At 39.3% G+C, this 20607-nt stretch carries 28 protein-coding genes, 2 tRNA genes and 3 pseudogenes; 25 read left to right on the top strand and 8 right to left on the bottom strand.

Annotated features, from left to right (window positions below; translation table 11 throughout):
- Nucleotides 1-114 precede the first annotated feature (114 nt).
- Nucleotides 115-1104: pseudogene (locus tag C228_RS13400) on the top strand (alkaline phosphatase); the annotation flags it as partial.
- Between the two features lie 102 nt (nt 1105-1206).
- Here the strand turns inward: C228_RS13400 and C228_RS15170 are convergent.
- The 3 genes and pseudogenes from C228_RS15170 to C228_RS15080 all read right to left on the bottom strand — a co-directional run.
- On the bottom strand, nt 1207-1323 hold the full coding sequence (locus C228_RS15170; protein ID WP_245552759.1) for a Mor transcription activator family protein: 117 nt from the start codon (nt 1321-1323) through the stop codon (nt 1207-1209).
- A gap of 186 nt (nt 1324-1509) precedes the next feature.
- Nucleotides 1510-1716, bottom strand: coding sequence for a phage protein GemA/Gp16 family protein (locus C228_RS14805; RefSeq protein WP_018651979.1), 207 nt, complete (start codon nt 1714-1716; stop codon nt 1510-1512).
- Nucleotides 1717-2040: 324 nt separating this feature from the next.
- Nucleotides 2041-2485 (bottom strand): annotated as a pseudogene (locus C228_RS15080) (site-specific DNA-methyltransferase); the annotation flags it as partial.
- A 203-nt stretch (nt 2486-2688) separates the two neighbouring features.
- On the opposite strand from C228_RS15080, the gene cmoB reads away from it, so the two are divergent.
- A complete protein-coding gene (cmoB, locus tag C228_RS0107155) occupies nt 2689-3651 on the top strand; it encodes a tRNA 5-methoxyuridine(34)/uridine 5-oxyacetic acid(34) synthase CmoB (protein WP_018651981.1) in 963 nt (320 codons plus the stop codon).
- Nucleotides 3652-3797: 146 nt separating this feature from the next.
- A pseudogene (locus C228_RS13415) lies at nt 3798-4103 on the top strand (hypothetical protein).
- Between the two features lie 95 nt (nt 4104-4198).
- Here the strand turns inward: C228_RS13415 and mltA are convergent.
- Nucleotides 4199-5305 (bottom strand): murein transglycosylase A, encoded by a 1107-nt coding sequence (gene mltA / locus C228_RS0107165; protein ID WP_018651983.1) that lies wholly within the window; start codon nt 5303-5305, stop codon nt 4199-4201.
- Between the two features lie 213 nt (nt 5306-5518).
- Between mltA and C228_RS0107170 the strand changes: the two genes are divergently transcribed.
- From C228_RS0107170 to C228_RS13420, 4 genes are all read left to right on the top strand, one after another.
- Nucleotides 5519-5595: transfer RNA gene (locus tag C228_RS0107170), tRNA-Met, on the top strand.
- Between the two features lie 34 nt (nt 5596-5629).
- The gene (xseA, locus tag C228_RS0107175; protein WP_018651984.1) at nt 5630-7183 is read left to right on the top strand and encodes an exodeoxyribonuclease VII large subunit; all 1554 of its coding nucleotides are present in this window, start codon (nt 5630-5632) and stop codon (nt 7181-7183) included.
- Between the two features lie 340 nt (nt 7184-7523).
- A tRNA-Leu gene (locus tag C228_RS0107180) sits at nt 7524-7609 on the top strand.
- A gap of 67 nt (nt 7610-7676) precedes the next feature.
- A complete protein-coding gene (locus tag C228_RS13420; RefSeq protein WP_018651985.1) occupies nt 7677-8363 on the top strand; it encodes a ParA family protein in 687 nt (228 codons plus the stop codon).
- A gap of 252 nt (nt 8364-8615) precedes the next feature.
- On the opposite strand, the gene C228_RS0107190 is transcribed toward C228_RS13420, so the two are convergent.
- The 4 genes from C228_RS0107190 to C228_RS0107205 all read right to left on the bottom strand — a co-directional run bounded on the left by C228_RS0107190 (nt 8616) and on the right by C228_RS0107205 (nt 12557).
- The gene (locus C228_RS0107190; RefSeq protein WP_018651986.1) at nt 8616-10118 is read right to left on the bottom strand and encodes a lipase family protein; all 1503 of its coding nucleotides are present in this window, start codon (nt 10116-10118) and stop codon (nt 8616-8618) included.
- A gap of 15 nt (nt 10119-10133) precedes the next feature.
- Nucleotides 10134-11030, bottom strand: coding sequence for a hypothetical protein (locus tag C228_RS0107195; RefSeq protein WP_018651987.1), 897 nt, complete (start codon nt 11028-11030; stop codon nt 10134-10136).
- A 38-nt stretch (nt 11031-11068) separates the two neighbouring features.
- Nucleotides 11069-11614 (bottom strand): hypothetical protein, encoded by a 546-nt coding sequence (locus tag C228_RS0107200; protein ID WP_018651988.1) that lies wholly within the window; start codon nt 11612-11614, stop codon nt 11069-11071.
- Nucleotides 11615-12050: 436 nt separating this feature from the next.
- Entirely contained in the window at nt 12051-12557 is a 507-nt protein-coding gene (locus C228_RS0107205) for a DNA-binding protein (RefSeq protein ID WP_018651989.1), read from the bottom strand.
- A 182-nt stretch (nt 12558-12739) separates the two neighbouring features.
- Between C228_RS0107205 and C228_RS0107210 the strand changes: the two genes are divergently transcribed.
- The 18 genes from C228_RS0107210 to C228_RS0107285 all read left to right on the top strand — a co-directional run bounded on the left by C228_RS0107210 (nt 12740) and on the right by C228_RS0107285 (nt 20531).
- Nucleotides 12740-12955 (top strand): helix-turn-helix domain-containing protein, encoded by a 216-nt coding sequence (locus C228_RS0107210; RefSeq protein WP_018651990.1) that lies wholly within the window; start codon nt 12740-12742, stop codon nt 12953-12955.
- A gap of 13 nt (nt 12956-12968) precedes the next feature.
- Nucleotides 12969-14972: a transposase domain-containing protein gene (locus C228_RS0107215; RefSeq protein ID WP_018651991.1), complete on the top strand. Its 2004-nt coding sequence runs from the start codon at nt 12969-12971 to the stop codon at nt 14970-14972.
- Nucleotides 14973-15006: 34 nt separating this feature from the next.
- Nucleotides 15007-15213 carry a DNA-binding domain-containing protein gene (locus tag C228_RS0107220; protein ID WP_018651992.1) on the top strand — a complete coding sequence of 69 codons (207 nt, stop codon included), beginning with the start codon at nt 15007-15009 and terminating at the stop codon, nt 15211-15213.
- Complete coding sequence (locus C228_RS0107225; protein WP_018651993.1) at nt 15210-16127, top strand: AAA family ATPase; 918 nt, start codon at nt 15210-15212, stop codon at nt 16125-16127. Before C228_RS0107220 ends, C228_RS0107225 begins: the two co-directional genes overlap by 4 nt.
- Entirely contained in the window at nt 16127-16423 is a 297-nt protein-coding gene (locus C228_RS0107230; RefSeq protein ID WP_018651994.1) for a hypothetical protein, read from the top strand. The genes C228_RS0107225 and C228_RS0107230 overlap by 1 nt, the downstream gene beginning before the upstream one ends.
- A 25-nt stretch (nt 16424-16448) precedes the next feature.
- Nucleotides 16449-16736 (top strand): hypothetical protein, encoded by a 288-nt coding sequence (locus C228_RS0107235; protein ID WP_018651995.1) that lies wholly within the window; start codon nt 16449-16451, stop codon nt 16734-16736.
- The gene (locus C228_RS14125; protein ID WP_081618472.1) at nt 16708-16932 is read left to right on the top strand and encodes a hypothetical protein; all 225 of its coding nucleotides are present in this window, start codon (nt 16708-16710) and stop codon (nt 16930-16932) included. The genes C228_RS0107235 and C228_RS14125 overlap by 29 nt, the downstream gene beginning before the upstream one ends.
- Before the next feature lie 9 nt (nt 16933-16941).
- Nucleotides 16942-17559: a DUF3164 family protein gene (locus C228_RS0107240; RefSeq protein WP_018651996.1), complete on the top strand. Its 618-nt coding sequence runs from the start codon at nt 16942-16944 to the stop codon at nt 17557-17559.
- Nucleotides 17560-17630: 71 nt separating this feature from the next.
- A complete protein-coding gene (locus C228_RS0107245) occupies nt 17631-17843 on the top strand; it encodes a hypothetical protein (RefSeq protein ID WP_018651997.1) in 213 nt (70 codons plus the stop codon).
- A gap of 10 nt (nt 17844-17853) precedes the next feature.
- A complete protein-coding gene (locus tag C228_RS14335; RefSeq protein WP_018651998.1) occupies nt 17854-18006 on the top strand; it encodes a hypothetical protein in 153 nt (50 codons plus the stop codon).
- Between the two features lie 8 nt (nt 18007-18014).
- Complete coding sequence (locus tag C228_RS0107255) at nt 18015-18308, top strand: hypothetical protein (RefSeq protein WP_018651999.1); 294 nt, start codon at nt 18015-18017, stop codon at nt 18306-18308.
- Nucleotides 18305-18508 carry a hypothetical protein gene (locus C228_RS0107260; protein WP_018652000.1) on the top strand — a complete coding sequence of 68 codons (204 nt, stop codon included), beginning with the start codon at nt 18305-18307 and terminating at the stop codon, nt 18506-18508. Before C228_RS0107255 ends, C228_RS0107260 begins: the two co-directional genes overlap by 4 nt.
- A gap of 9 nt (nt 18509-18517) precedes the next feature.
- The gene (locus C228_RS0107265; RefSeq protein WP_018652001.1) at nt 18518-18787 is read left to right on the top strand and encodes a DUF551 domain-containing protein; all 270 of its coding nucleotides are present in this window, start codon (nt 18518-18520) and stop codon (nt 18785-18787) included.
- Nucleotides 18788-18854: 67 nt separating this feature from the next.
- Nucleotides 18855-19010, top strand: coding sequence for a hypothetical protein (locus C228_RS14815; protein WP_245552755.1), 156 nt, complete (start codon nt 18855-18857; stop codon nt 19008-19010).
- A gap of 22 nt (nt 19011-19032) precedes the next feature.
- Nucleotides 19033-19317, top strand: a complete 285-nt coding sequence (locus C228_RS14820) for a hypothetical protein (RefSeq protein ID WP_245552756.1) — start codon at nt 19033-19035, stop codon at nt 19315-19317.
- Entirely contained in the window at nt 19299-19673 is a 375-nt protein-coding gene (locus C228_RS0107275; RefSeq protein WP_018652002.1) for a hypothetical protein, read from the top strand. Before C228_RS14820 ends, C228_RS0107275 begins: the two co-directional genes overlap by 19 nt.
- Nucleotides 19645-20115, top strand: coding sequence for a gp16 family protein (locus tag C228_RS0107280; RefSeq protein ID WP_026313234.1), 471 nt, complete (start codon nt 19645-19647; stop codon nt 20113-20115). The genes C228_RS0107275 and C228_RS0107280 overlap by 29 nt, the downstream gene beginning before the upstream one ends.
- The gene (locus tag C228_RS0107285; RefSeq protein ID WP_018652004.1) at nt 20112-20531 is read left to right on the top strand and encodes a Mor transcription activator family protein; all 420 of its coding nucleotides are present in this window, start codon (nt 20112-20114) and stop codon (nt 20529-20531) included. The genes C228_RS0107280 and C228_RS0107285 overlap by 4 nt, the downstream gene beginning before the upstream one ends.
- The last annotated feature ends 76 nt before the right edge of the window (nt 20532-20607 follow it).

Here is a 20607-nt window from a genome sequence, read left to right on the forward strand (position 1 = left end):
TCTTTTTAAAAAGCAATAGGTTGGACAAGATCTGTATCTGCCCCCATTTCTCAAATTGTCATATTTCCTCAGTAAACTTCGTGCCGAATTATATAGCAACCTTAAGGAGTTTTTATGAAGCTATCAAAAATCGCTTTTGTTTTTATTGCAGCAAGTGCTGTTGCACAAGCAGAACAAGTATCACCTAACTCTGCAAAAAATGTGATTTTATTGATCAGTGATGGTACTGGCATTAATACTTGGAAAGCGGCAAGTCATTTTCGCCATGGTGCATTAGGTAAAGAAGTTTATGATAAATTTGATGTGGAATTATTTGCTTCAACTTACCCGCTAAACACTTCCACCAAACCGACCCATTTACTTAAAAACTCAGTTAAATTCGATCCGAAAAGTCTTTGGAACAAAGATAAATCCGCTTATCAGCACAAAGGTAATCTCACTAACTACACCAGCCATTTCAGCGGATACGAATATGCTCAAACCGACTTTACCGACAGCGCTGCAGCAGCTACTACGCTCGCTAGCGGACAAAAAACCTATAACAATGCGATTAACTGGTCGAATAACGACACGCGTATTAAAAATATTGGTGAAGATGTAGTGGAATCAGGCCGTTCGCTCGGGGTAATCCGCTCAGTACAATGGAGTCACGCGACACCGACAGAATTCTTATCACATAATGTAAACCGCAATAATTACGCTGAGATCGCTCAAGAAGCGGTTAAATCCGGACGAGCATCCGTCATTATGGGCGCAGGTCACCCTTATTTCGATCAAAATGGTAAAGCTATTCAACCTAAATCTGAAAAGGACTTCCGTTTTGTTGGCGGTAAAGAAACTTGGGAAAATTTAGTAGCAGGCAAAACCGATTACAAATTAGTTAACAGTAAAGCAGATTTTGCTGCGCTTGCTGAAGGTAAATTAGATTTTAACGGTAAACAAAAAATTCTCGGTACCGCACCAAATAATGCAACATTACAATTTAATCAAGATGGCGTTACTACAGGAAATTTACTTGAAAATCAACCGGATTTAGCCACTACGATCTTAGGCGCGTTAAATGTCGTGAGTAAAAATGATAAAGGCTTCTTCACACATACAGAAAAAAGAAAACCCAGCGACTTTTTACGACCACTGGGTTTGTTTTTAGGTATTGGGCGAACATATCAAACTGTCTTTTTGCAATTTCTTCTTTCTGCACACGTTTCACAGTTTTGTAAATCTACGGCAAAGAAAGCCTGTATTTTTGGCAAGATGGGTGTGATTATTACCGGTGAACTCGTTGAAAATTTGCTTCTCGCGCTCACAGGTGAAAAGTGACATTGATTTCGGCACATACACATTCCATCCACCTCAGCTATACCCTGTTTTCAACGCTACAATCATACCATCAGTATCAATATCAGGAAAGCACTCACGCACCGCCGTTACCGTATATTTTACAAATATCTGCCAATAAAGCGGAGGTTTTGGTTTGAAAGTCATTATTATCAAATTTGGTATCTATCATCATTTACCTACTCGTTTTTTCCACTGTTTAAGCTGCTCAATTATCGAAGCCGTCTGCTCACCATCCAGCTCACACCAATCGACCTCAGCATAATACCGCTTCACATACGCATTCAACGCTGCTGACGTACTTTCCTTCACGCCCGTTTTCCACACTGCCCATAAATTTCGCTGCAAAGCTGAAAGTGCTGAAGTGCCATTCGGCAAGAGAATTTTTGCACCTTTTTACTGCAGTATTTGGACCAGTTTTACTAAATCTGAATAGCTTACTTCAACTAACTTTTAGCAATATACACCAGCTGCAATAATCGTTTTCTCATCGTTTACCTCTTAAAATTTCTTTTAATCGCTACGCATTACGTACCATTTGCGCCTGTTCTTCGGCTAATTCCTCCGCTGTTTTCAGCGGTGACGGTAGCAACTCAGGATATTCACGCCACGGCAAGGTTTCCAGCAACTGCTTAGGCATCAAGAACCAATCACTTCATCAATGGGTGATAAAATCACGCTGTCATCTTTGAGTAGATTTCAGGCAAGATGCAAACGAGAGAGCATCATATTCAGCCAGTTGCTATGGAAATGCCCATTCTCTTTGGCATTTTTGCGAAAGGCTTTTTGAACAAACCATCTTCGCCTGCTTCGCCAGTTTGAGCTTGATAGTCAGCTTGGCTTTGGGCGAAATTATCGTTGTAAACGAAGTCATTACCTGTGTTATAAGGTGAGGCGATGTAGATCATTTTGATCGAATTGAAATAGGATTTTTGTAAGGCTTTCTATACTTCAAGATTTTCGCCTTCAATAAAGATATTTTGCATTTGTTCGAAATTCGCACTCTCTTCTATACAAGGTGTGAGTGTTTTTTGTGTTAGTATTTGTAATTGAGATGATAGCGGTCAGGTTCGGTAGAAATGTTGTCAGAGAAAATCTGTTGAAACTTATCAAAATCAATTTTGCCCTCGCTAAAAATTTCAGACACAAGCGCTTTTAATTGAGAAAGTTATTGATCTTTAAGCGAAAAGTTGGCAAGGCTGTGCTATTAGACATTATGATGTCCCTTTGAAAAAATTCAAAAGCTTATTCTACAAATTCTTTTAAACAAAGAGTAAGCGGTTAAATTTTTAGATTTTTTTGCAAATTTTGCTAGAATGTCGGCTTTATTTTAATGACACAAAAATTTCTATGATTGACTTTCGTCCTTTTTATCAACAAATCGCTACAACTCCTCTTTCCGCTTGGCTGGAAACTTTGCCTTTACAATTAAAACAATGGGAAAAAACTACGCATAGTGATTATGCAAAGTGGGCAAAAATTGTCGATTTTATGCCGAATTCAACCGCTTGTATTAATTTGAAAGATAAAGTGGAATCTATTCCGCACATTCCGCTTTCCGTTGGCGAAACCAAACGGCTTACTCATCATTTAAAACAGCTGATGCCTTGGCGTAAAGGTCCTTATCATTTGCATGGGATTCATATTGATACCGAGTGGCGTTCCGATTTCAAATGGGATCGTGTCCTTCCACACCTTGCCCCACTGAAAGACCGTACCATTTTAGATGTTGGTTGTGGTAGTGGTTACCATATGTGGCGTATGATTGGCGAAGGCGCAAAAATGGTGGTAGGAATTGACCCAACCGAATTATTCCTTTGCCAATTTGAAGTGGTGCGTAAGTTACTCGGTAATGACCGCCGAGCAAATCTAATTCCGCTTGGAATTGAGCAAATGCAACCGTTAGCCGCTTTTGATACGGTTTTCTCAATGGGGGTACTTTATCATCGTAAATCACCGTTAGATCATCTTTCACAGCTTAAAGCACAACTGGTGAAAGGCGGTGAATTGGTGTTGGAAACGTTAGTAATTGATGGCGATGTGAATACTTGTCTTGTGCCTGCCGATCGCTATGCCAAAATGAAAAATGTTTATTTTATTCCATCGGTAGCTTGCCTAATTAATTGGTTAGAAAAGGTTGGTTTTAAAAATGTCCGTTGTGTTGATCAAGCTGTTACTACACAGGAAGAACAACGCAAAACCGATTGGTTAGAGAATGAGAGTTTGGTCGATTTCCTCGATCCAAATGATCATAGTAAAACCATTGAAGGCTATCCTGCACCGAAACGTGCGGTGATTTTAGCCAATGCCTAACACATATACCTAGCTGCTAAAGCCTCACATTGCTGAGGCTTTATTCTTTTGAACTAAATCAAACTCGTTCCAATTTACCCCATTTTTTGTATATCCCCCTATTTTCGTCAGTTTTAAAATTTTAAAAAACGAATGGAGTATAAATTATGTCGAACCCTTTTACTGTCGCTTGGAGCCGTAAACAACAAGTTATGTGTTTGGGTCATTGGATCATTCATTATAACGGCAGAGAACTCATTCTTCCGAAAGAATGTCAAGATGAAGATATGGTCACAAAAGGGATTTATAACTATATGGTTCTGGATGATGAGCTTTATTTAGAAGGCTTGGATGAAGACGATTGGATTGTGGAAAATATTGAATAGTGAAGTGATTGTTTTATCAAACAAGATGGGCGATTAGAGGAAGAGATTATTCGCTATTCTTATCAAGCAGTAAATAAAGAGGACTAGTGTTGTAGCAGTTGCGGAGGCTATATCTAAAAGCTAATAAGCGGTCAAAATTTGCAAATTTTTTGCAAAAATCAACCGCTTGTTACAATGAGAGATTAGTTTAATACCCAAACACGTCCGTAGTGTTTCATCAAACCGGCTTTATGGCCTGCTTCATCACCAATACCTTGGTATAAGTCAAAGTGATGACCTTTTACCGCACCACCGACATCTAATGCCACCATTAAACGTAATTCGTGTTTGCCAGTCCAGTTACCGGCATGATCGATTAACGGCGTTTCAACCAATAACACGCTGCCTGACGGCACAAGGCTTTTATCCGAAGCCACCGATGCTAATGCGACTAATGGTACACCTGCCGAACCTTTTACTTGACCGGTCGGGTCATTTTTAAAGAAAACATAAGACGGGTTACGTTCTAATAAACCTTGTACACGATGCGGATTACGCTCTCCCCATTCACGAATTGCTTGAATAGACATTTTCTCTTTTGGAATCTCACCATCTTCAACTAACAAACGACCAACACTTGTATATTTAAAGCCGTTTTGACCTGCATAAGCGAAATAATTTAAACGACCGTCACCGAAATCAACATAACCGCTACCCTGCACGCCAAGTAAGAAGTTATCTAACATTGAATCGCTGTAAGCAAGTTCTAAACCTTTGCCTTCCAATGCGCCGTCATAAATTTGTGAACGAGTGAAGCGTTTTTGGCTTGGCATCGCATAAATTGGGTGTTGATATTTACCCTGAGGTGTACGGCGTGCGTGAATAACGGGAGAATAGTAGCCGGTCATTAGCACGTTTTGAAAACCATCTTCACCACGCATTTGTAACGCATGAATATTATAACGGGCTAAATCCGATACTTTACCGCCCGAAGCGATCCATGAGGAAACTTTGCCATAAGTGCCTGCATAACGACCGGTAATACCGCCGGCATACGCACGTACATTATTTAGCTGTTTTAAGAAGTCTTGGAAATTAACAATAGATCCATTTGCCTCTACCTTCGGTGTGCTGACAAAATTATGCGGAATATATTGACGACCTTTATATACCGCACCAAACCTTGCGTATTCGGCTTGATAAGCACGCTGCCCACGCTGCCCTTTGTTTACATTATCTGAAGAACAGCTTGCAACCAAAAGTGCAACCGCTGTTACTTTTGCCCACGTTTTATATGCTTTCCAATTCATAAAAAACCTTAAGTAATGATTGATAACAGATTAATAGAAAAGAGGTTAGCGTATCAAAATTCCCGTTAAAACGATACTAAATTTTTATCCTTTACACAGCCTTAATTTACGATATTTTATGCTATTTCTGTTTCAAATTCAGTCAAACAAACTAATTTCGATAAATTATGCTTGCAATGATGCTAAAAACGAGTATTATAGACCGCATACAGACGCGGGGTGGAGCAGCTTGGTAGCTCGTCGGGCTCATAACCCGAAGGTCGTCGGTTCAAATCCGGCCCCCGCAACCAGGATTCCTAGCCCCCGATAATATCGGGGGCTTTTTTGTATCTGCAAAAAATAAATGAAAATTTACCGCTTGCACCTTATCTTCTTTTACCAGTAGACTTTCCCAAAATCCTTGGCAGCTTTCTAGATATGAACAATATTCTTACCATCACACAACTTAACTACTCTGTACGCAATTTACTTGAAATGGAATTAGGACAAGTTTGGCTTACCGGTGAAATTTCCAATTTTAGCCAACCAGTTTCCGGACATTGGTATCTCACGCTTAAAGACGAAAATGCTCAAGTGCGTGGTGCGATGTTCAGAATGAAAAACCAACGAGTCACTTTTCGCCCGCAAAACGGTATGCAAGTACTGGTGCGTGCCAGCGTTAGTTTATATGAGCCTCGCGGTGACTATCAAATCATTATTGAAAGTATGCAACCTGCCGGTGGCGGCTTGTTACAACAACAATTTGAACAACTAAAAATGAAACTGGCTGCCGAAGGGCTTTTTGCACAAGAAAAGAAAAAAGCCATTCCGCCTTTTGCCAAACGGGTCGGCATTATTACTTCTTCAAGCGGTGCAGCATTACAGGATATTCTAAATATTCTAAAACGCCGTGATCCGAGCTTGGCGATCATTATTTATCCGACTCTAGTACAAGGTAAAGAAGCGACACAAGATATTGTAAATACGATTGATTTAGCTAATCGGCGCCGAGAATGTGATGTATTAATTGTTGGACGAGGTGGCGGTTCGCTAGAAGATTTATGGTGTTTTAACGAAGAAGCGGTCGCTCATGCTATTTTCCGTTCGGATATTCCGGTTATTAGTGCGGTAGGTCACGAAACCGATGTGACGATTGCCGATTTTGTTGCGGATCTAAGAGCACCTACCCCCTCTGCTGCAGCAGAATTGGTTAGCCGAGATCAACAAGAGTTAATCCGCCAACTACAACATCAATTTGACAAATTAAGTCTTGCTTTTGACCGCTTGTGGACAGATAAACAAGCACATTTCGAGCGTTTAAAACTACGTTTAAATGCTCAACATCCTGCTCGTCAGGTACAAATGCAGCAGCAACGATTAGCCCAATTTAGTTATCGCTTAGAAAATGCAATACACAAAACTTATTTAACCGAAAAACAGAAACTCGCACAATTGTTGCTACGTTTAACCAATCGGCACCCACAGCGTCAGTTAAAACAGCAGCAAGTACAATTAAAACAAGTAAACTATCGCCTAATTCAAGCGATAGCACAAACATTAATCCGCAAACAAAACCAGTGGAAACATGTTACTGAACAAGTGAAACGTAATCCGTTGCCATACTATATAGAAAAGAAAAATCAGCAGTATGCACAATTAGCACAACGACTTCAGTTTGCGATTGAAAAGAAATTAGCAAAAGAACAGCAGAAATTCCAAGAGCTTTGTACAAAAATAGATGGTTTAAGCCCGCTAAAAATTTTGGCGAGAGGCTACTCTGTAACCCAAATATCACAGGGTAAAATTCTTCGTTCAACCAAAAACCTTGAGATAGGAACTCAAATCACCACCAAACTTTCGCAAGGTGAAATTGTGAGTGAAATCATTAAAATTAATTGATTAAAATATAATCTACATTATTCTAATTAATATTTTCTTTGCCAAATCAAAGTGTTATTTGTTCTAGTGCATTGTTGTTCACGAAGTTATCCACAAGTTGTGTGAATAACTTCGTTTTTCAAGTTAAAATAAGTGTTGCTTTTTAATGCAAACAATGTTTTATACGTTTTTATCCCTTGCATAAGCGGACTAATTTCCCTATAATCCTATCCGTTCTCAGTTCTGAGAAATTCACTGAATTCATCCTTGCCTGGGTGGCGAAATTGGTAGACGCAGCGGGTTCAAAATCCTTTGCGTAGAACCACTAAAAAATTTGGTAAAATCTAGAAAACCACTCTTAGCCTGAGTGACGAAATTGGTAGACGTAGCGGATTCAAAATCCGCCGGTGAATAACCATGTCGGTTCGAGTCCGACCTCAGGCACCATACCTAAAACCCTTCCTTTTAAAGCCAATACTCCTTAACGTTAATTTCTTTGTTAAGTGAGTAAATTATGAATTTATTACAAAACGCTTCAAATAAGCCCTTTGTTATTACTGTAGCTTCAACTAAAGGCGGCTCAGCAAAAAGTACAAATGCAGCAAATATTGGTGCATTTTGCGCTGAACATGGCTTAAAAACTCTTCTCATTGATACTGATACCCAACCGACATTAAGTTCTTATTATGCATTGGATTATCAGGCTCCTGGTGGTACTTATGAATTTCTACATTTTAGAGATGTAGAACCATCACATATTATTTCCAAAACACAAATTCCTAACCTTGACTTGATTCAGTCAAACGACCCATCAAATAAAATTAGTCCTATGCTACGAGATTCGCCAGATGGTGCACTTCGCTTTAGCTTACTTCTAAGTAAAATTGATGGATACGATGTAGTCATTGTAGATACTCGTGGTACTCGCGATATTACCGTAGATATGTCTGTATTAGCTGCGGATGTTCTTTTTTGCCCTATCCTTCCACATATTTTGTCTGCAAAAGAATTTATTCGCGGCACGATTGGGATGTATCAAGATTTGCAGACTTTTGCAAATTTTGGGTTCACCCTCCCTCCATTGAAAGCTGTCATTAATTGTGTTGATCATACTAATGATGTGAAATTTGTTTCAGAACATTTACACTTTGGTTCTGAATGCCTCTATATCATCATAGCTAAATACTTCAAGATGAAGTAACTTTTGCTGGCTTTCCCCTGCTTGATTATATTCGCCCATTAAACCTAGCTCTTCTCCCGCTTTAACTGCAATCGGTGACGATAATGCCGTTTCAACATCCGTCATGGTTTTTAAATAATTTGCCGATAGGAAGCTCGGTAAATGCTAAGAAATCAACAAGCGGTGTGATTTAATGAAAAATTTGCAAAACTTTCATCAAATCACACCGCTTGTCTATTGAGTGAAAAATAATTTTATACACGGGCTTATCATCTATTTCACCCCCACTAATCTATTTAACTGTTTGGCTACATCTGGGTGTCCTACATACAGAGAATAAAGTTCATATTGGTCAATTTTAATTTTTTCTATTTGTTCTAATTTCTTTAATAACTCTCTGCATAATTTAATTTCCTTTTCCTGTATTCTAAAAGTACTTGTGGGAAGAGGAATAGTATGTCCCGTTTTCTTTATAATAGCTTGTACTTCTTGATTTATTTTATCTATTTTCCCCTGCAATGCATTAATTCGATTATTTAATTTCGTCTTACTTCTCTGTATAAAATAATGTAACGAATGGGCTGCACAGTTTTCGATAGTTTCTCTCTTACAACGATTATCTACTTTATAGAAATGATAAAGGTCTTTGATAATTTGTTCTAAATTAGAAAGATAGGTATCCATACTGTGATAACTAATATTTAGCTTGGTTAAATGCACCCTGTCTTCTTTTTTCTTAAACTGCTCTTCATTCATATCTGCCATTCTTAGCTGGCTGATTTCGTGTAACGAAAACGGCAACATTATCTTTACATCACCGTCACCGATAATTTGGCATAAATTACCGTGATGAGTGTAACTGTCACCTTGCCAATTGAAAATCGACATCACGCCTGCCATTAAAGGGCTTGCTTCCCCTTTTAATCCTGCTTTTATAGCATTCTTAATGATTTTATCAATATTGCCGTCAAGCACCCTACCTGGTAGTACTGGCACTACATCAAAATCATTGACGTGGCGAAAGTGAGTAAATTTATTGTTGTAATATTTCACAAACGTAGTATTACCCACCCGTGGCGAGCCGAAAGTATAAAGCAAAGGTCTAAATCCCTGTTCAACCAAATAGGCACTTAAAATCGTGGCAACCGCTCCGCCTAGACTGTGTCCTGTGATGTAGAGGTCTTTATTTTGGGCTTTAAATTGTTTCATAAATCTATCAAAATTTTCATTTTTTATAATTGCATTAGCCTGCTGATAAAAACCTTGATGCACTTCTCCTTTGATATTATGCGCTGGTTTAACCTGTAGTGCATCGGCATCAATCCCAATATCTTTGCTTTCTTGCGTGCCACGTACCGCAATCACCGCACTGGTTTCATCCATATAAAATAAAGCCGACACACTGACACTTTTATCCTCAACATATCCAGTTTCATCCTCTTGAATACCTTTTTCAGGCTCAACTAGGGTAATAAACGGAATTAATCCCGAACTGATTTCACCTTTTTCATTTTTGATTTGAGTGAGTTTGACTTTATTTAAATCAGGTGTTTCACAATCTCTAAACGTCTCTCTAGCTTTATCTATAAAATGTTGAAAATCTAAATTAGCAGGTTTGGTATTATCTAAAACAACCCGACTATAGGCTAATTTAGCTAAATAGCCTAAATTATAGGCATTGATATAGTTATATTTGTCCGTATATTTTAACCATAATGTATGCTCTACTTTGCGGCAATCATTCATTACCGGAACATTTTTCCATAGATGATTCATTTTTACTCTCCTAGTTTAGGGAATATCACTATTTGGTTGTTCATTATAAAAATCTTCAAACCACTCTTTTTTTATTTTCCAGTCAAAACGACTTTTCGGCAAAGTAGCATTTTGACTCTCCCTGCATTGCTGTTCTCCTTCTAATGTTACCCAGCAATAAGTTTTATTACTTATTTTTAAGTTCAGCTCAATATCAGGATGTTCTTTCCAATAAGTTGGGGTATAAAAAACAAATGGCTTAAAGGTATGCTTCTTAGGATTTTCATAAGATTCACAACTCACTCCATATTTATCTTTGCTTTGATCTACCATACTCGTAGATAACCACTTAAAACAAAACACATCATAGTTAGGTTGGTTAAGATAAGTCTTTGATTCTCTGTCAGGACTTCTCTCTTCTAAATAGCTATCATGGCGTAAAGAAAAATCTGCTATCTTCCCACCTCGAATTAACGTAAATCGATAATATTGATTTTTATTGTTGTACGGTTCCTGTCTTAATCTCGGATCATCACTTTTCTCTTCCACATAAAACTGTCCACTATAACTACGGTATTCACAGTTTCCTATCCAATAATTATCTGGATAGCGAATAACATATGTTTTTCCGTCATCTTGCTCTTCCGCAACAAATTCCCGATATTGCTTTCTTGCCACTGGCTCACCTTCAAAGGTTATGTTGAATGATTCTTGGCAATTCGGGGCTCTCTTATCGGTAAAATAGGTCGTCCAATATTCAGGTAAATAACCCGGGGTCTTTTTACCGTAAAACGTTCGCCATTGCGTTTTACTGTAATCGGGTTCACCTACGTAAAATGAACTTTCAAAAAAATACCAATAAACTCCATAACCCATTAACGCCAAAAAGAGTAGAAGTGTTATTCGACCCTTGCTTAATTTAAATAACCCCATTAACTATTTTCCTCTTAAATTCCATACAATGACTGTATTTACCTTTCATTTTCAATTAAAACATTCGCTATATTCTCTAACTTCTCATGCTCACTTCGGTTATTGTTTAAAATCTCTAGCATTTTAGTTTCACTCCGTTTCCAACCATGATGATGTTCAAAATATAAATTAACGAATGTTTCGATTAAATGCGCTGTTGTCACGTTAGATTGAAAAGAGAGATTGACCAATCTTTCTATTTGTTTATATCCCTCAATCCAATCATTACTATTTCTTATGTTTAGATGAGGTAACCACACTTGGCAAAGGCGATGTATCCAATAATTTACTCTTGCTCGAGATAAGCCACTCTTTTGTCTTTCGGTAATCAGCCATTGGCTTTCCACTTTATTCTCATTCGACGGGATAAATTGAAGCGCTTCCGTGGACGTTATTTCTTTACCTGTTATTAAGTCCTGTTGAATTTTAACAAAACGAGGAGATTCGCCCCTTTGCTCTTGTTGAAAATGGCAATGAATCAGTTGATTCGGGCAATTTGTAATATACAATATCGCAGAGCATAAACCTAATGCGGGATGTACCAATCGCTCTTGCTGTAACGCAATCAGCCAATCATTTAATACGATTGGTGTATAACAGCGTAATATAACTGACTGAACCCAACCACTAAGAATGAGAAATCAGGAACTATGTTGTAATAAATTGAATTAAGCGGGTCAAAACCTTATGGAATGGGGGTTGATTGAATATCAGCCTCTTTTTATATAGAAAAAGAAAAGAACAAATAGAATGGGAAAATTTTGGTGAAAAATCCAATTTTAACCACATAAAATGAGAAATTAAAAACAGTGTTTAACAGCTGTTTAAAAACGTTTAAATTTATTAAATAAAAGCAATTTTTTTGAGAAATATCAAGAAAAAGATTTGAGGTAAGGAAAAAACAGACCTATCATTAGACCACAGACCTGTAGGGCAAAAAAATAGCTTTTTTTGCCCTAGTTTGGTTTTATCCGAAAAACATTAAGCTACTTCACGAGCCTTAGATGGCTCCTCGCTCTCTTTTTGTTCATTTAAAGTCATATCAGCTAACACTTCCGCAGATGAAAGTAACATTGCTTGTCTATCCTTATTACATTGCCTAAACCAGCGTATAAGCCGCTTCTCCGCATTGTCTAGTGTATCAGGCAGGCTGTCTAGCGTTGGTTCTTCTAACTCTTTTACTTTTTGCTCAAGCGTGCTTACTGCCGCCATAATTTTATCTATGGTTTTGAGCCTTTCATTCACTTGACTTTCTAATGAGGGTTCTTGTGCTGTTTCTTTTTGTGTCGGTTTAAACCCCAATGCCCTTTGCACGTTTTCCGGCATATCGCCGACATAGTATTCAACAGCATTTCCTTGAACCCCTGCTTTTTTTCGTTTTTTCCAGTTCTCTGATCGGGCTTTTTTATTAACCCCTTGTGGTGAAGTTGGCAATTCACCAATTCCTAATAACTCACCTGCTGAAAACCATTCTTTTGAGTTTCCCATAAATCACCTTTTAAGAAACTTGAAGTTTCTAAAAATAAATTAATTTAACTGATTGATATAAAACACCTTTGAGAAATTCTTTAAAAATTTTTCAGAAACTGCTTGAGTTTCTAAAAATTTAAGCGTTTAGTTTCTAAAGAGTAACTCTTGAGATTTAATTTAATAAGTAAGGGTATCACATAATGAGAAAGAGTAAAAAAGATATGCATCGTGCTTTCATTGTTGCCGCAATTAGGGAAAAAGGTGGGACTTTAGCACAGCTCTCTATTGATGCTGGATTACATCCTAGGACATTGGGAAACGCATTAGATAGAAAATATCCAAAAGGTGAAAAAATCATTGCTGATTTTATAGGTGTTCAACCACAAGAAATATGGCCGTCTCGTTACTCAGATTAGGGAGAAAGGGAATATGAATAAATGGTTTTCCCCTCAAGAACTTATTGAGTTTGGCGGTCTACCTAATACACCTCAAGGAATAAATAAAAGGGCAAGGATTGAAAACTGGGAAAAACGCCAAGTGGCAGGAAAAAGGGGAGTTGGATACGAATACGCCTTCACCTCTCTGCCTCAAGAAGTCCAAGCCGAGATTCTATTGAAAACTCAATCAGAGAACAAAGCAGAAGACAAAACTACTGCTCAAGCCCAAATGAGTGAAAGCGCATGGAACGTCATGTCCTCTGCGACTTTTGAGCAGGAAAAACGGGCGGAACGGCGGTTTAATGCGGTGTTGAAGTTGGCTCGGCTGATTGAAAACGGCGCACCACTGATGATCGCAATGGACAAAGTCGTTGAGTTTTACGCTGAAAATAGTGAGCAAACGGCGGAAAAAATCAGCAAAGGCAGTTTAAAACGCTGGTGGTATAAAGTGAAAAACTTCCCACAACGGGATTGGCTGCCGATGTTGCTCGACCGCTCCGGACTGGAGGTGGAAAGCCGATTTGCAGAAGTGCCGGAGTTAGCGTGGCAGTTCTTTTTGAAAGATTACTTACGTAAAAGCCAGCCTAAATTTAGCGCATGTTATTACCGATTGACGCTTGCCGCCGAAGAAAACGGCTGGGACATCCCAAGTTTACAAACGTTCAAGCGCAAACTTAAACGGGAGTTTACCGCAGCCGAACTTGCCCTCGCACGTGGAGGTGAACACGAGTTAAGGGAACTGACGGCACCGCAAATTCGCACCGTTGAACATTTGGACGCTTACGAAATCGTCAACGGCGATGGCTATCAGCACAACGTCTTCGTGGATTGGTATGAAGACAGCAGCCGCCCTATCCGCCCTAAAACTTGGTTTTGGCAAGACGTCCGTACCCGCCGCATTTTGGCTTACTGCACGGATGATAGTGAAAACGGCGACCAAATTCGCCAAGCGACATTAAGAATGATTAAACAATACGGCATCCCGAAGAAAATCTTAATGGATAACACCCGAGCCGCATCCGATAAGCAAACCACGCAGCAACGCAAGCGCGGTAAACAAAAGCAAGACGGTATTGTGATTGACGGCATGTTTGACCGACTAGGGATAAAGGTGATTCGTACTTTAGTGTTTAAAGGTCGCGGCAACGGGCGAGCAAAACCGATAGAGCGTGCCTTTAAACGGGATAGCTTGCCGGCTTATGTTGACGGCGATGTACGCCTAGAGAAGTATTTTACCGGTTGGTCGGTCACAGAGAAAACCGAAGATTATCAATTTAAAAAAGGCGTATCAAAAGCCCTCTTTTTAGAGATTTTAGAGCAAGGCGTGCGCCTGTGGAACGATAAAGCCGACCGTGAAACCGAACTCGGGCAAGGTATTTATAGCGCAAATCAGCTATGGGAGCGGGATTATGCGCAAACTGCTCAAGTGTTTGCTACCGACGAACAGTTACGCCAATTGATGATGTTAGGCGAAAGCACCAAAGTAGATAAACACGGCAGATTTACCCTAAAAGCCGGTTATACGTTGAACAACCAAAAAAATATTTACGAAGCGCCGGCATTAATTGGCGGCAACGTCGGCAGCGTGATTGTGCGCTATGACCCGGACAACCTGCACGGCACCGTCCATATCTACGACCTAAACGGCGTGTATTTATGCGATGCAGAATGTGTAGAGAAAACCGCCTTTGACAGTGAAGAAGGCGCACGTATCCAACGCCGATTAGAAACTCAAAACCGCCGTATTGCGAAAAATATGGTGGAAAATCACGAGAAACTTAACGACCACCAAATGACACAATATCGCAAACAGTTTGACGAACCGGAAGCGGATTTTGTGGCACCGATGGAAAAAATCGAGTTTAGCTGGGGGCAGTTGGTTAGTGGCAACAATGCTCTCCAGCCTGAAACCTTACTTGAAGACGATGAACTTAGCGAGTTTGAGCAAGGCTGGCAAACCGAGCTGGCAAGAATGAAGAAAGCAAAAGGGCTTTAAATCGCCATAAATCCTACTTTAAGGAGTATTAAAAATGAAGACATTACAGCCAATCCAAGCCAATGTGTATTGCTATTTTATGCACGATTATTTACGAAAAAGCCAACCAACCGCTGAAGAATGTTACCAGCGTCTTGTCGCAAGAGGGAAAAAAGAAGGTTGGCAAGTACCAACCTTTGAAGAGATGTTGGAGTGGTTAAACCGCACATTTGATCAAAAGAAAAAGGACACCTTATTATGACATTAATCAACCAAATCAAACAACTTTTAGACAACCAAATTTACACCCAGCGTGAAATCGCTGCACAGTCCGGCATTTCGACTGCGGCGTTAAGTACTTATTTAAAAGGCACATATGCCGGCACGGTGGAGAATGTTGAAAATGCTTTACAGAACTGGCTTGCTACGTGTGAGAAGAAAGAAAAAGTATTTGTAGAAGCCCCGCATTTTATTGAAATGCCGACAGCGAAGCGAGTGTTTTTTGCTCTAGATGCAGCGCGAATCTGTAAAACCATCGTACCGATTTATGGCGCAAGCGGTGTAGGCAAAACCAAAGCCTGTCAAGAATATACCAAGCGTTACCAAAATGTGTGGATGGTGACCATTAGCCCAAGCCGAGCTGGTCTTAGTGCATTCTTATATGAATTAGCATTAGAACTGGGTATTAAAGATGCCCCTCGTCGTAAAGATACCCTAAGTCGCCTGATTTACGAAAAAATAAAAGGAACAGAAGGATTAATCATTGTAGATGAAAGCGATCATTTGACTTATGACGCCATTGAAGAATTACGTTATTTGCAAGAAAAAGCCGATATCGGTTTTGCTTTAATCGGCAATGACAAAGTGTACACCAAAATGCAAGGCGGTGTTAATCAAGCGCACGAATATGCACGGTTATGGAACCGATTAGGCAATAACACTCCGATTAAAGCCAGTACAAAAGGTGATATTAAAGCGATTGCACAGGCGTGGGGCTTAGATATTACCGACAAAGATTTAATGACCGTGCTTTATGACATCGGCGGTAAAGCAGGCGGCTTACGTGCTTTAACCCAATATTTACGCCTTGCAGGCATGACAGCCAAAGGGCAAGGCACTTTAATTACCTTAGAGCTGATTTTACAGGCTCAAGCACAAATGAAAGGAGTGAACTAATGCAAAAAGCAAAATCCCACCCGGTGTACGGCGGTTGTAACAATATTGCGCTCGGCTACTTATCCCAAACGCAAAAATGCATAGCCGAACTAAATAAAATGGGGCTATACGTATTAAGTATCGACTTTAACAAAATTAAACCGCGTGTGCGTGTACAGGCGAACATGTATACGGAAAAGCTGCAAAGAACCGGTCAAGCCATTGCGTATTTGCACGGTAATGACGGTGTCTATTTTGCTGAATATCAGATGATAGTTGAAGGCATTAAAGTGATTTGGCGCAGCTATTTAAATTAATCAACCTTAATAATAGGAGTTAAATATGAGAGCAAGTAACGAACAAGGCAGCGTATTAGTCGGCAGTTATGCCGTAGTACCACCGCTACTTTGGGAAGAAGTCGAAGATGGCAAAGAATACGCAGTTATTGATACCACGGATGCTGGCGACTGGTGCGTAAAAATGCAAACAATCGACAAATCCAACCGTTATTACTTTGTGTTAACAAAATCAGGGCGAGTGTTTGATAACACGGTTGAAGCTGGTGAATTTATTGAAGCATTAGAGTATCTGGGAGGTAAAAATGCGAAAAATGGCAGCAATATTGATTAGTGTGATGTGTTTAGCTAGTTGTGAGAAATCTGGACAATTAGAAAACGGTCTAAAGTTTTATAACTACAACCAAATTAGGGAGGTTTGTATTGATGGCGTTATCTACTTAGTTTATAGCGGACATAAAGAAGGTAGCATTACCCCGAAAATCAATGCAGAACATTACCCTTACACTTGCCCGAAATTAAAACATTAGGAGTTAGAAATGAGCAAAGTAGAAATCGGTGGCGAGCTTTATTGGAAAGACGCAAACGGTAATTTAAAGCCGGACAATTTAGTAAAAGAAGTCGATAAAGTGCGTGATGAATTAGTGCGTAATTTTGCACAAAAAGCGATTGAGCAAAGCACGGCATTAGCAAAATTTAAGCGTTCAGTATTTGATGATGTTGGTGCGTTTATCAGCCTTTCGGCAGAAAAATACGGTGTAAAAATCGGTGGGGCGAAAGGCAACGTAAGCCTATTTACTTATGATGGCGAGTACAAAATGCAGTTAGCCGTGCAAGACCATATCCGCTTTGATGAACGTATCCACGCAGCTAAAGCCTTGATTGATGAATGTTTGCACGACTGGTCAGAGGGGGCAAAGCCAGAGCTAAAAGCATTAATTGAAGATGCGTTTGAAGTGAATAAAGAAGGCAACCTATCAACCGCTAAGATTTTATCACTCCGCCGTGTAGAAATTGATGATGAACGTTGGAATCAAGCAATGACTGCTATTTCAGATAGTGTACAAGTCGTCGGTAGTAAAGATTATGTGCGTTTTTATAAACGAAACCAAGATGGCAAATATGTGCCGATTGCATTAGATGTAGCGGCAGCTTAAAGCATATTTAAAGCCTCTTTAAACCAAATTTAAAGGGGGCTTAATAATGTGTTTTAAACAGGAGAAATAAAATGACAATCACAGAAAATCAAGACCTTCGCCAAGAAATGGCGAACTGTATTGAGCTTTTTGAAGAAGCGATGAAGTACGTTTACGAAGGCGATTTTAAAGGCGCTGGCGTACTTTGGGATAACGGCAGAAAATTAGCGTTTGAACTCAAAGCGAAGATTACAACACAAGAATCTAAACAGCGATTTAATGAAATTCAAAAAGTGATTAACTAGGAGGTATTTAGTGATTAAAAAACTAACAGAACAAGATCTTGAAGTGAATCGAGTTTACTCGGCAAAACGCCCAAGAACCTATGGTTTTCGCCGTTATTTAAATATGTGGGCAAAAGAAGATGTAACAGACTTAATGCCGGAAGAAGATTGGCGAACTGAATAAGGGGTAATATGATCGAACAAGAATACAAAATCTGCTTAGAAGTAATTTTCAAAGATGAAAATGGCTTAAACCAAGTTGAGATTAATGCAAAAACAGACGTGCTTGGTGGACGTATTGCAAGAGTGGATTTTAATGGAAATAGCTTTGATATTTTAGAACGTTATGAAGAATTAATAACCTCAATGCAATTAGCTTTTTTAAATAGTAAAGAGACTTATAAAGTACGTATGCAAAAAGCAATTAATAAAACATTGAGTGATCTTTACGAGGAAGAAGATTGGGAAAATGAGGATGAAGAATGATTAGATGTCCAAACTGTGGTGGCGACGTTGTTGAACGTAAAAGCCGAAGTAAAGGAGCCAAAGATCGTTACCGTTGTATTGGTGTGAAAAGAAGAACAGTTGAACACCACGAACATCATTCGGTAATTAAAGAATGGTATGAGCCATCTTGTGGACTATTTGGTATTAAAGATGTAGAACAAAAAAATGAGGATCTGTAAATAACATTAATGGAAGCAGAAAAGCATCTTGTTGAAAGAATACGAATCAAGAAAAATAATAACTGGATATCAGTTAAAGATTCGCTACCAGAAATTAATCCTATTTATGAGTTTTTTGAGAAAACAGGCGATTGTTTATTGTATGGATTGGAAGAGCAAGACGATATCCCGCATCAATTTATCGGCTATATGATACATGGGAATCGTTTTTACAGCGAAAACGGTGAATGTTACAAAGTAACTCACTGGCAACCCTTGCCAAAACCACCTATCAAGTAAGCTTATTTACAGCCCATTTAACCACCATTAAGTGGGCTGAATAATGGATTTTAAACGAGGTTTAAACATGAAATGTAAATGTCCCGTGTGTGGAGCGGTTAACTCGCTTGACGCGCTTATTGCACATGATAAAGCCAGCGAAGCAGTTAGCCTTGCGTTATCGTTTAACGGTGAACTAGGTAAAGCGTTAATCGGCTATTTGGGACTATTTCCGTCCGGCTAAGTCAGCACTGAGTTTTGACCGTGTGGCAGCGATTTTAAACGAATTACTACCTTGTGTGCAGGCACAACAAATCAAACGCGATGGTAAGGTCTACCCTGCGCCGATTGATGCATGGATTTATGCGATAAACAGTATGCTGGCAAACCGTCATCACTTAAAACTGCCGATGAAGAATCACGGCTATTTATTTGAAGTGATCAGCTGTTGGCAAGGTCAAGCGGCAGGACAAATCATGGCTAAAACGCCGACGCACAGCAAAACGTTGAGTACGATAAAAGGGATACAAGCATGGGCGAACAATGGTTAAAAAAGACGATTGCTAACGGCTTTAGCATGTTGGTGTTGCTTAAACTTAAAAATGCGCCGAAGGAAGACGAAATCGCTCACACGATGGAAGCATGGTTTAGGGTGATCACTTATAAAAAACGGTTTGTGCAAGCAATAGACGAACCGAGATTTAACGAGGCATTTATTAGACTAGCGCAAACCTGTGAATGGTTTCCAACACCAAAAGAATTGTTTGAAGCACTACCGCGTCGAGTGGTACCGGAGTCGTTAAAAATCGAACAGCAAATCGACCCGCAAATAGCAGAGCATCATATTAAGCAAATCAAGCAAATGTTAAGAGGTGTACATGTCGAAATTAAACCTAACAAGACCTAAGCTCATTCAGCTCATCCACGTCGCGAAAACAAAGCTTATGATGGATGAGTCGAGCTACCGAATTATGCTCGAAAAGTTAACCGGTAAAACCAGCTGCCGTCAAATGGGTATTGCCGAATTAATGCGGGTGTACGACCACATGAAAAAGAAGGGCTTTAAAGTACAACCGAAAAAAGGACTGTCACCGGTGACAGAAAATGCCAGAGTAAAATCTAACATTGCGCACAAAATCCGTGCTGTGTGGATTGATATGTACAAAAGCGGCATTATCAAAGATGGCTCGGAGCAAGCACTCAATAAATTTATGCACAAATCATTGTTTAAAGGTCAAGTAAGACAAAAGCATGCATTAATTAAGCTTAATGTACAAAGTTTAGATAACCGAGAGGCAACGCAACTACTCGAAATGCTGAAAAAATGGCAAGGGAGAATGACAAAATGAACGACAATCAACAAGACTTATTTGCCGACGACCACGAACTAGTCGGACAGTTGTTTGATAAATTGGATAATATCCCTGACGATGAATTAAGTAAGTATTGGGGAAGCGTGCTTGCTGATTTAGTCTCGGTCATTAAGACGGAACTGCGTCGTCAAGGCAAAAGCTTTGATGATAAAACCATCGAAAAGATCGTGCTTGTTATGTCCCATTATTTAGGCGGGCAGGCTATCTATCTGCCGCGTGGTGATCGATTAAAAGAAGCATTACGTGATTATACAATTTTTGATCAGTTTAACGGTAAAAATATGCCGGAATTAAGTAAACGATTTAACTTGTCCGAACCACATATTTATGCGATTATCCGTAAACAGCGGAAACTGATTAAAAAACGACTCCAGCCTGAGTTGTCTTATTAGTTTTTGTTTGATACACCACAAACCCAACCTATCTCCTTATTGATTTACACTCCCTTTAAATTGTTAAAGGGAGTTT

The sequence above is a fragment of the Actinobacillus capsulatus DSM 19761 genome (genome assembly GCF_000374285.1).
Taxonomy (GTDB): Bacteria; Pseudomonadota; Gammaproteobacteria; order Enterobacterales; family Pasteurellaceae; genus Actinobacillus; species Actinobacillus capsulatus.

Coding starts and splice junctions, on each gene's coding strand:
- C228_RS15170 (WP_245552759.1), bottom strand. CDS start 1,323: ATGTCACTTTTCACCTGTGAGCGCGAGAAGCAAATTTTCAACGAGTTC.
- cmoB (WP_018651981.1), top strand. CDS start 2,689: ATGATTGACTTTCGTCCTTTTTATCAACAAATCGCTACAACTCCTCTT.
- mltA (WP_018651983.1), bottom strand. CDS start 5,305: ATGAATTGGAAAGCATATAAAACGTGGGCAAAAGTAACAGCGGTTGCA.
- C228_RS13420 (WP_018651985.1), top strand. CDS start 7,677: ATGAATTTATTACAAAACGCTTCAAATAAGCCCTTTGTTATTACTGTA.
- C228_RS0107190 (WP_018651986.1), bottom strand. CDS start 10,118: ATGAATCATCTATGGAAAAATGTTCCGGTAATGAATGATTGCCGCAAA.
- C228_RS0107195 (WP_018651987.1), bottom strand. CDS start 11,030: ATGGGGTTATTTAAATTAAGCAAGGGTCGAATAACACTTCTACTCTTT.
- C228_RS0107205 (WP_018651989.1), bottom strand. CDS start 12,557: ATGGGAAACTCAAAAGAATGGTTTTCAGCAGGTGAGTTATTAGGAATT.
- C228_RS0107210 (WP_018651990.1), top strand. CDS start 12,740: ATGAGAAAGAGTAAAAAAGATATGCATCGTGCTTTCATTGTTGCCGCA.
- C228_RS0107215 (WP_018651991.1), top strand. CDS start 12,969: ATGAATAAATGGTTTTCCCCTCAAGAACTTATTGAGTTTGGCGGTCTA.
- C228_RS0107220 (WP_018651992.1), top strand. CDS start 15,007: ATGAAGACATTACAGCCAATCCAAGCCAATGTGTATTGCTATTTTATG.
- C228_RS0107225 (WP_018651993.1), top strand. CDS start 15,210: ATGACATTAATCAACCAAATCAAACAACTTTTAGACAACCAAATTTAC.
- C228_RS0107230 (WP_018651994.1), top strand. CDS start 16,127: ATGCAAAAAGCAAAATCCCACCCGGTGTACGGCGGTTGTAACAATATT.
- C228_RS0107235 (WP_018651995.1), top strand. CDS start 16,449: ATGAGAGCAAGTAACGAACAAGGCAGCGTATTAGTCGGCAGTTATGCC.
- C228_RS14125 (WP_081618472.1), top strand. CDS start 16,708: ATGCGAAAAATGGCAGCAATATTGATTAGTGTGATGTGTTTAGCTAGT.
- C228_RS0107240 (WP_018651996.1), top strand. CDS start 16,942: ATGAGCAAAGTAGAAATCGGTGGCGAGCTTTATTGGAAAGACGCAAAC.
- C228_RS0107245 (WP_018651997.1), top strand. CDS start 17,631: ATGACAATCACAGAAAATCAAGACCTTCGCCAAGAAATGGCGAACTGT.
- C228_RS0107255 (WP_018651999.1), top strand. CDS start 18,015: ATGATCGAACAAGAATACAAAATCTGCTTAGAAGTAATTTTCAAAGAT.
- C228_RS0107260 (WP_018652000.1), top strand. CDS start 18,305: ATGATTAGATGTCCAAACTGTGGTGGCGACGTTGTTGAACGTAAAAGC.
- C228_RS0107265 (WP_018652001.1), top strand. CDS start 18,518: ATGGAAGCAGAAAAGCATCTTGTTGAAAGAATACGAATCAAGAAAAAT.
- C228_RS14815 (WP_245552755.1), top strand. CDS start 18,855: ATGAAATGTAAATGTCCCGTGTGTGGAGCGGTTAACTCGCTTGACGCG.
- C228_RS0107275 (WP_018652002.1), top strand. CDS start 19,299: ATGGGCGAACAATGGTTAAAAAAGACGATTGCTAACGGCTTTAGCATG.
- C228_RS0107280 (WP_026313234.1), top strand. CDS start 19,645: ATGTCGAAATTAAACCTAACAAGACCTAAGCTCATTCAGCTCATCCAC.
- C228_RS0107285 (WP_018652004.1), top strand. CDS start 20,112: ATGAACGACAATCAACAAGACTTATTTGCCGACGACCACGAACTAGTC.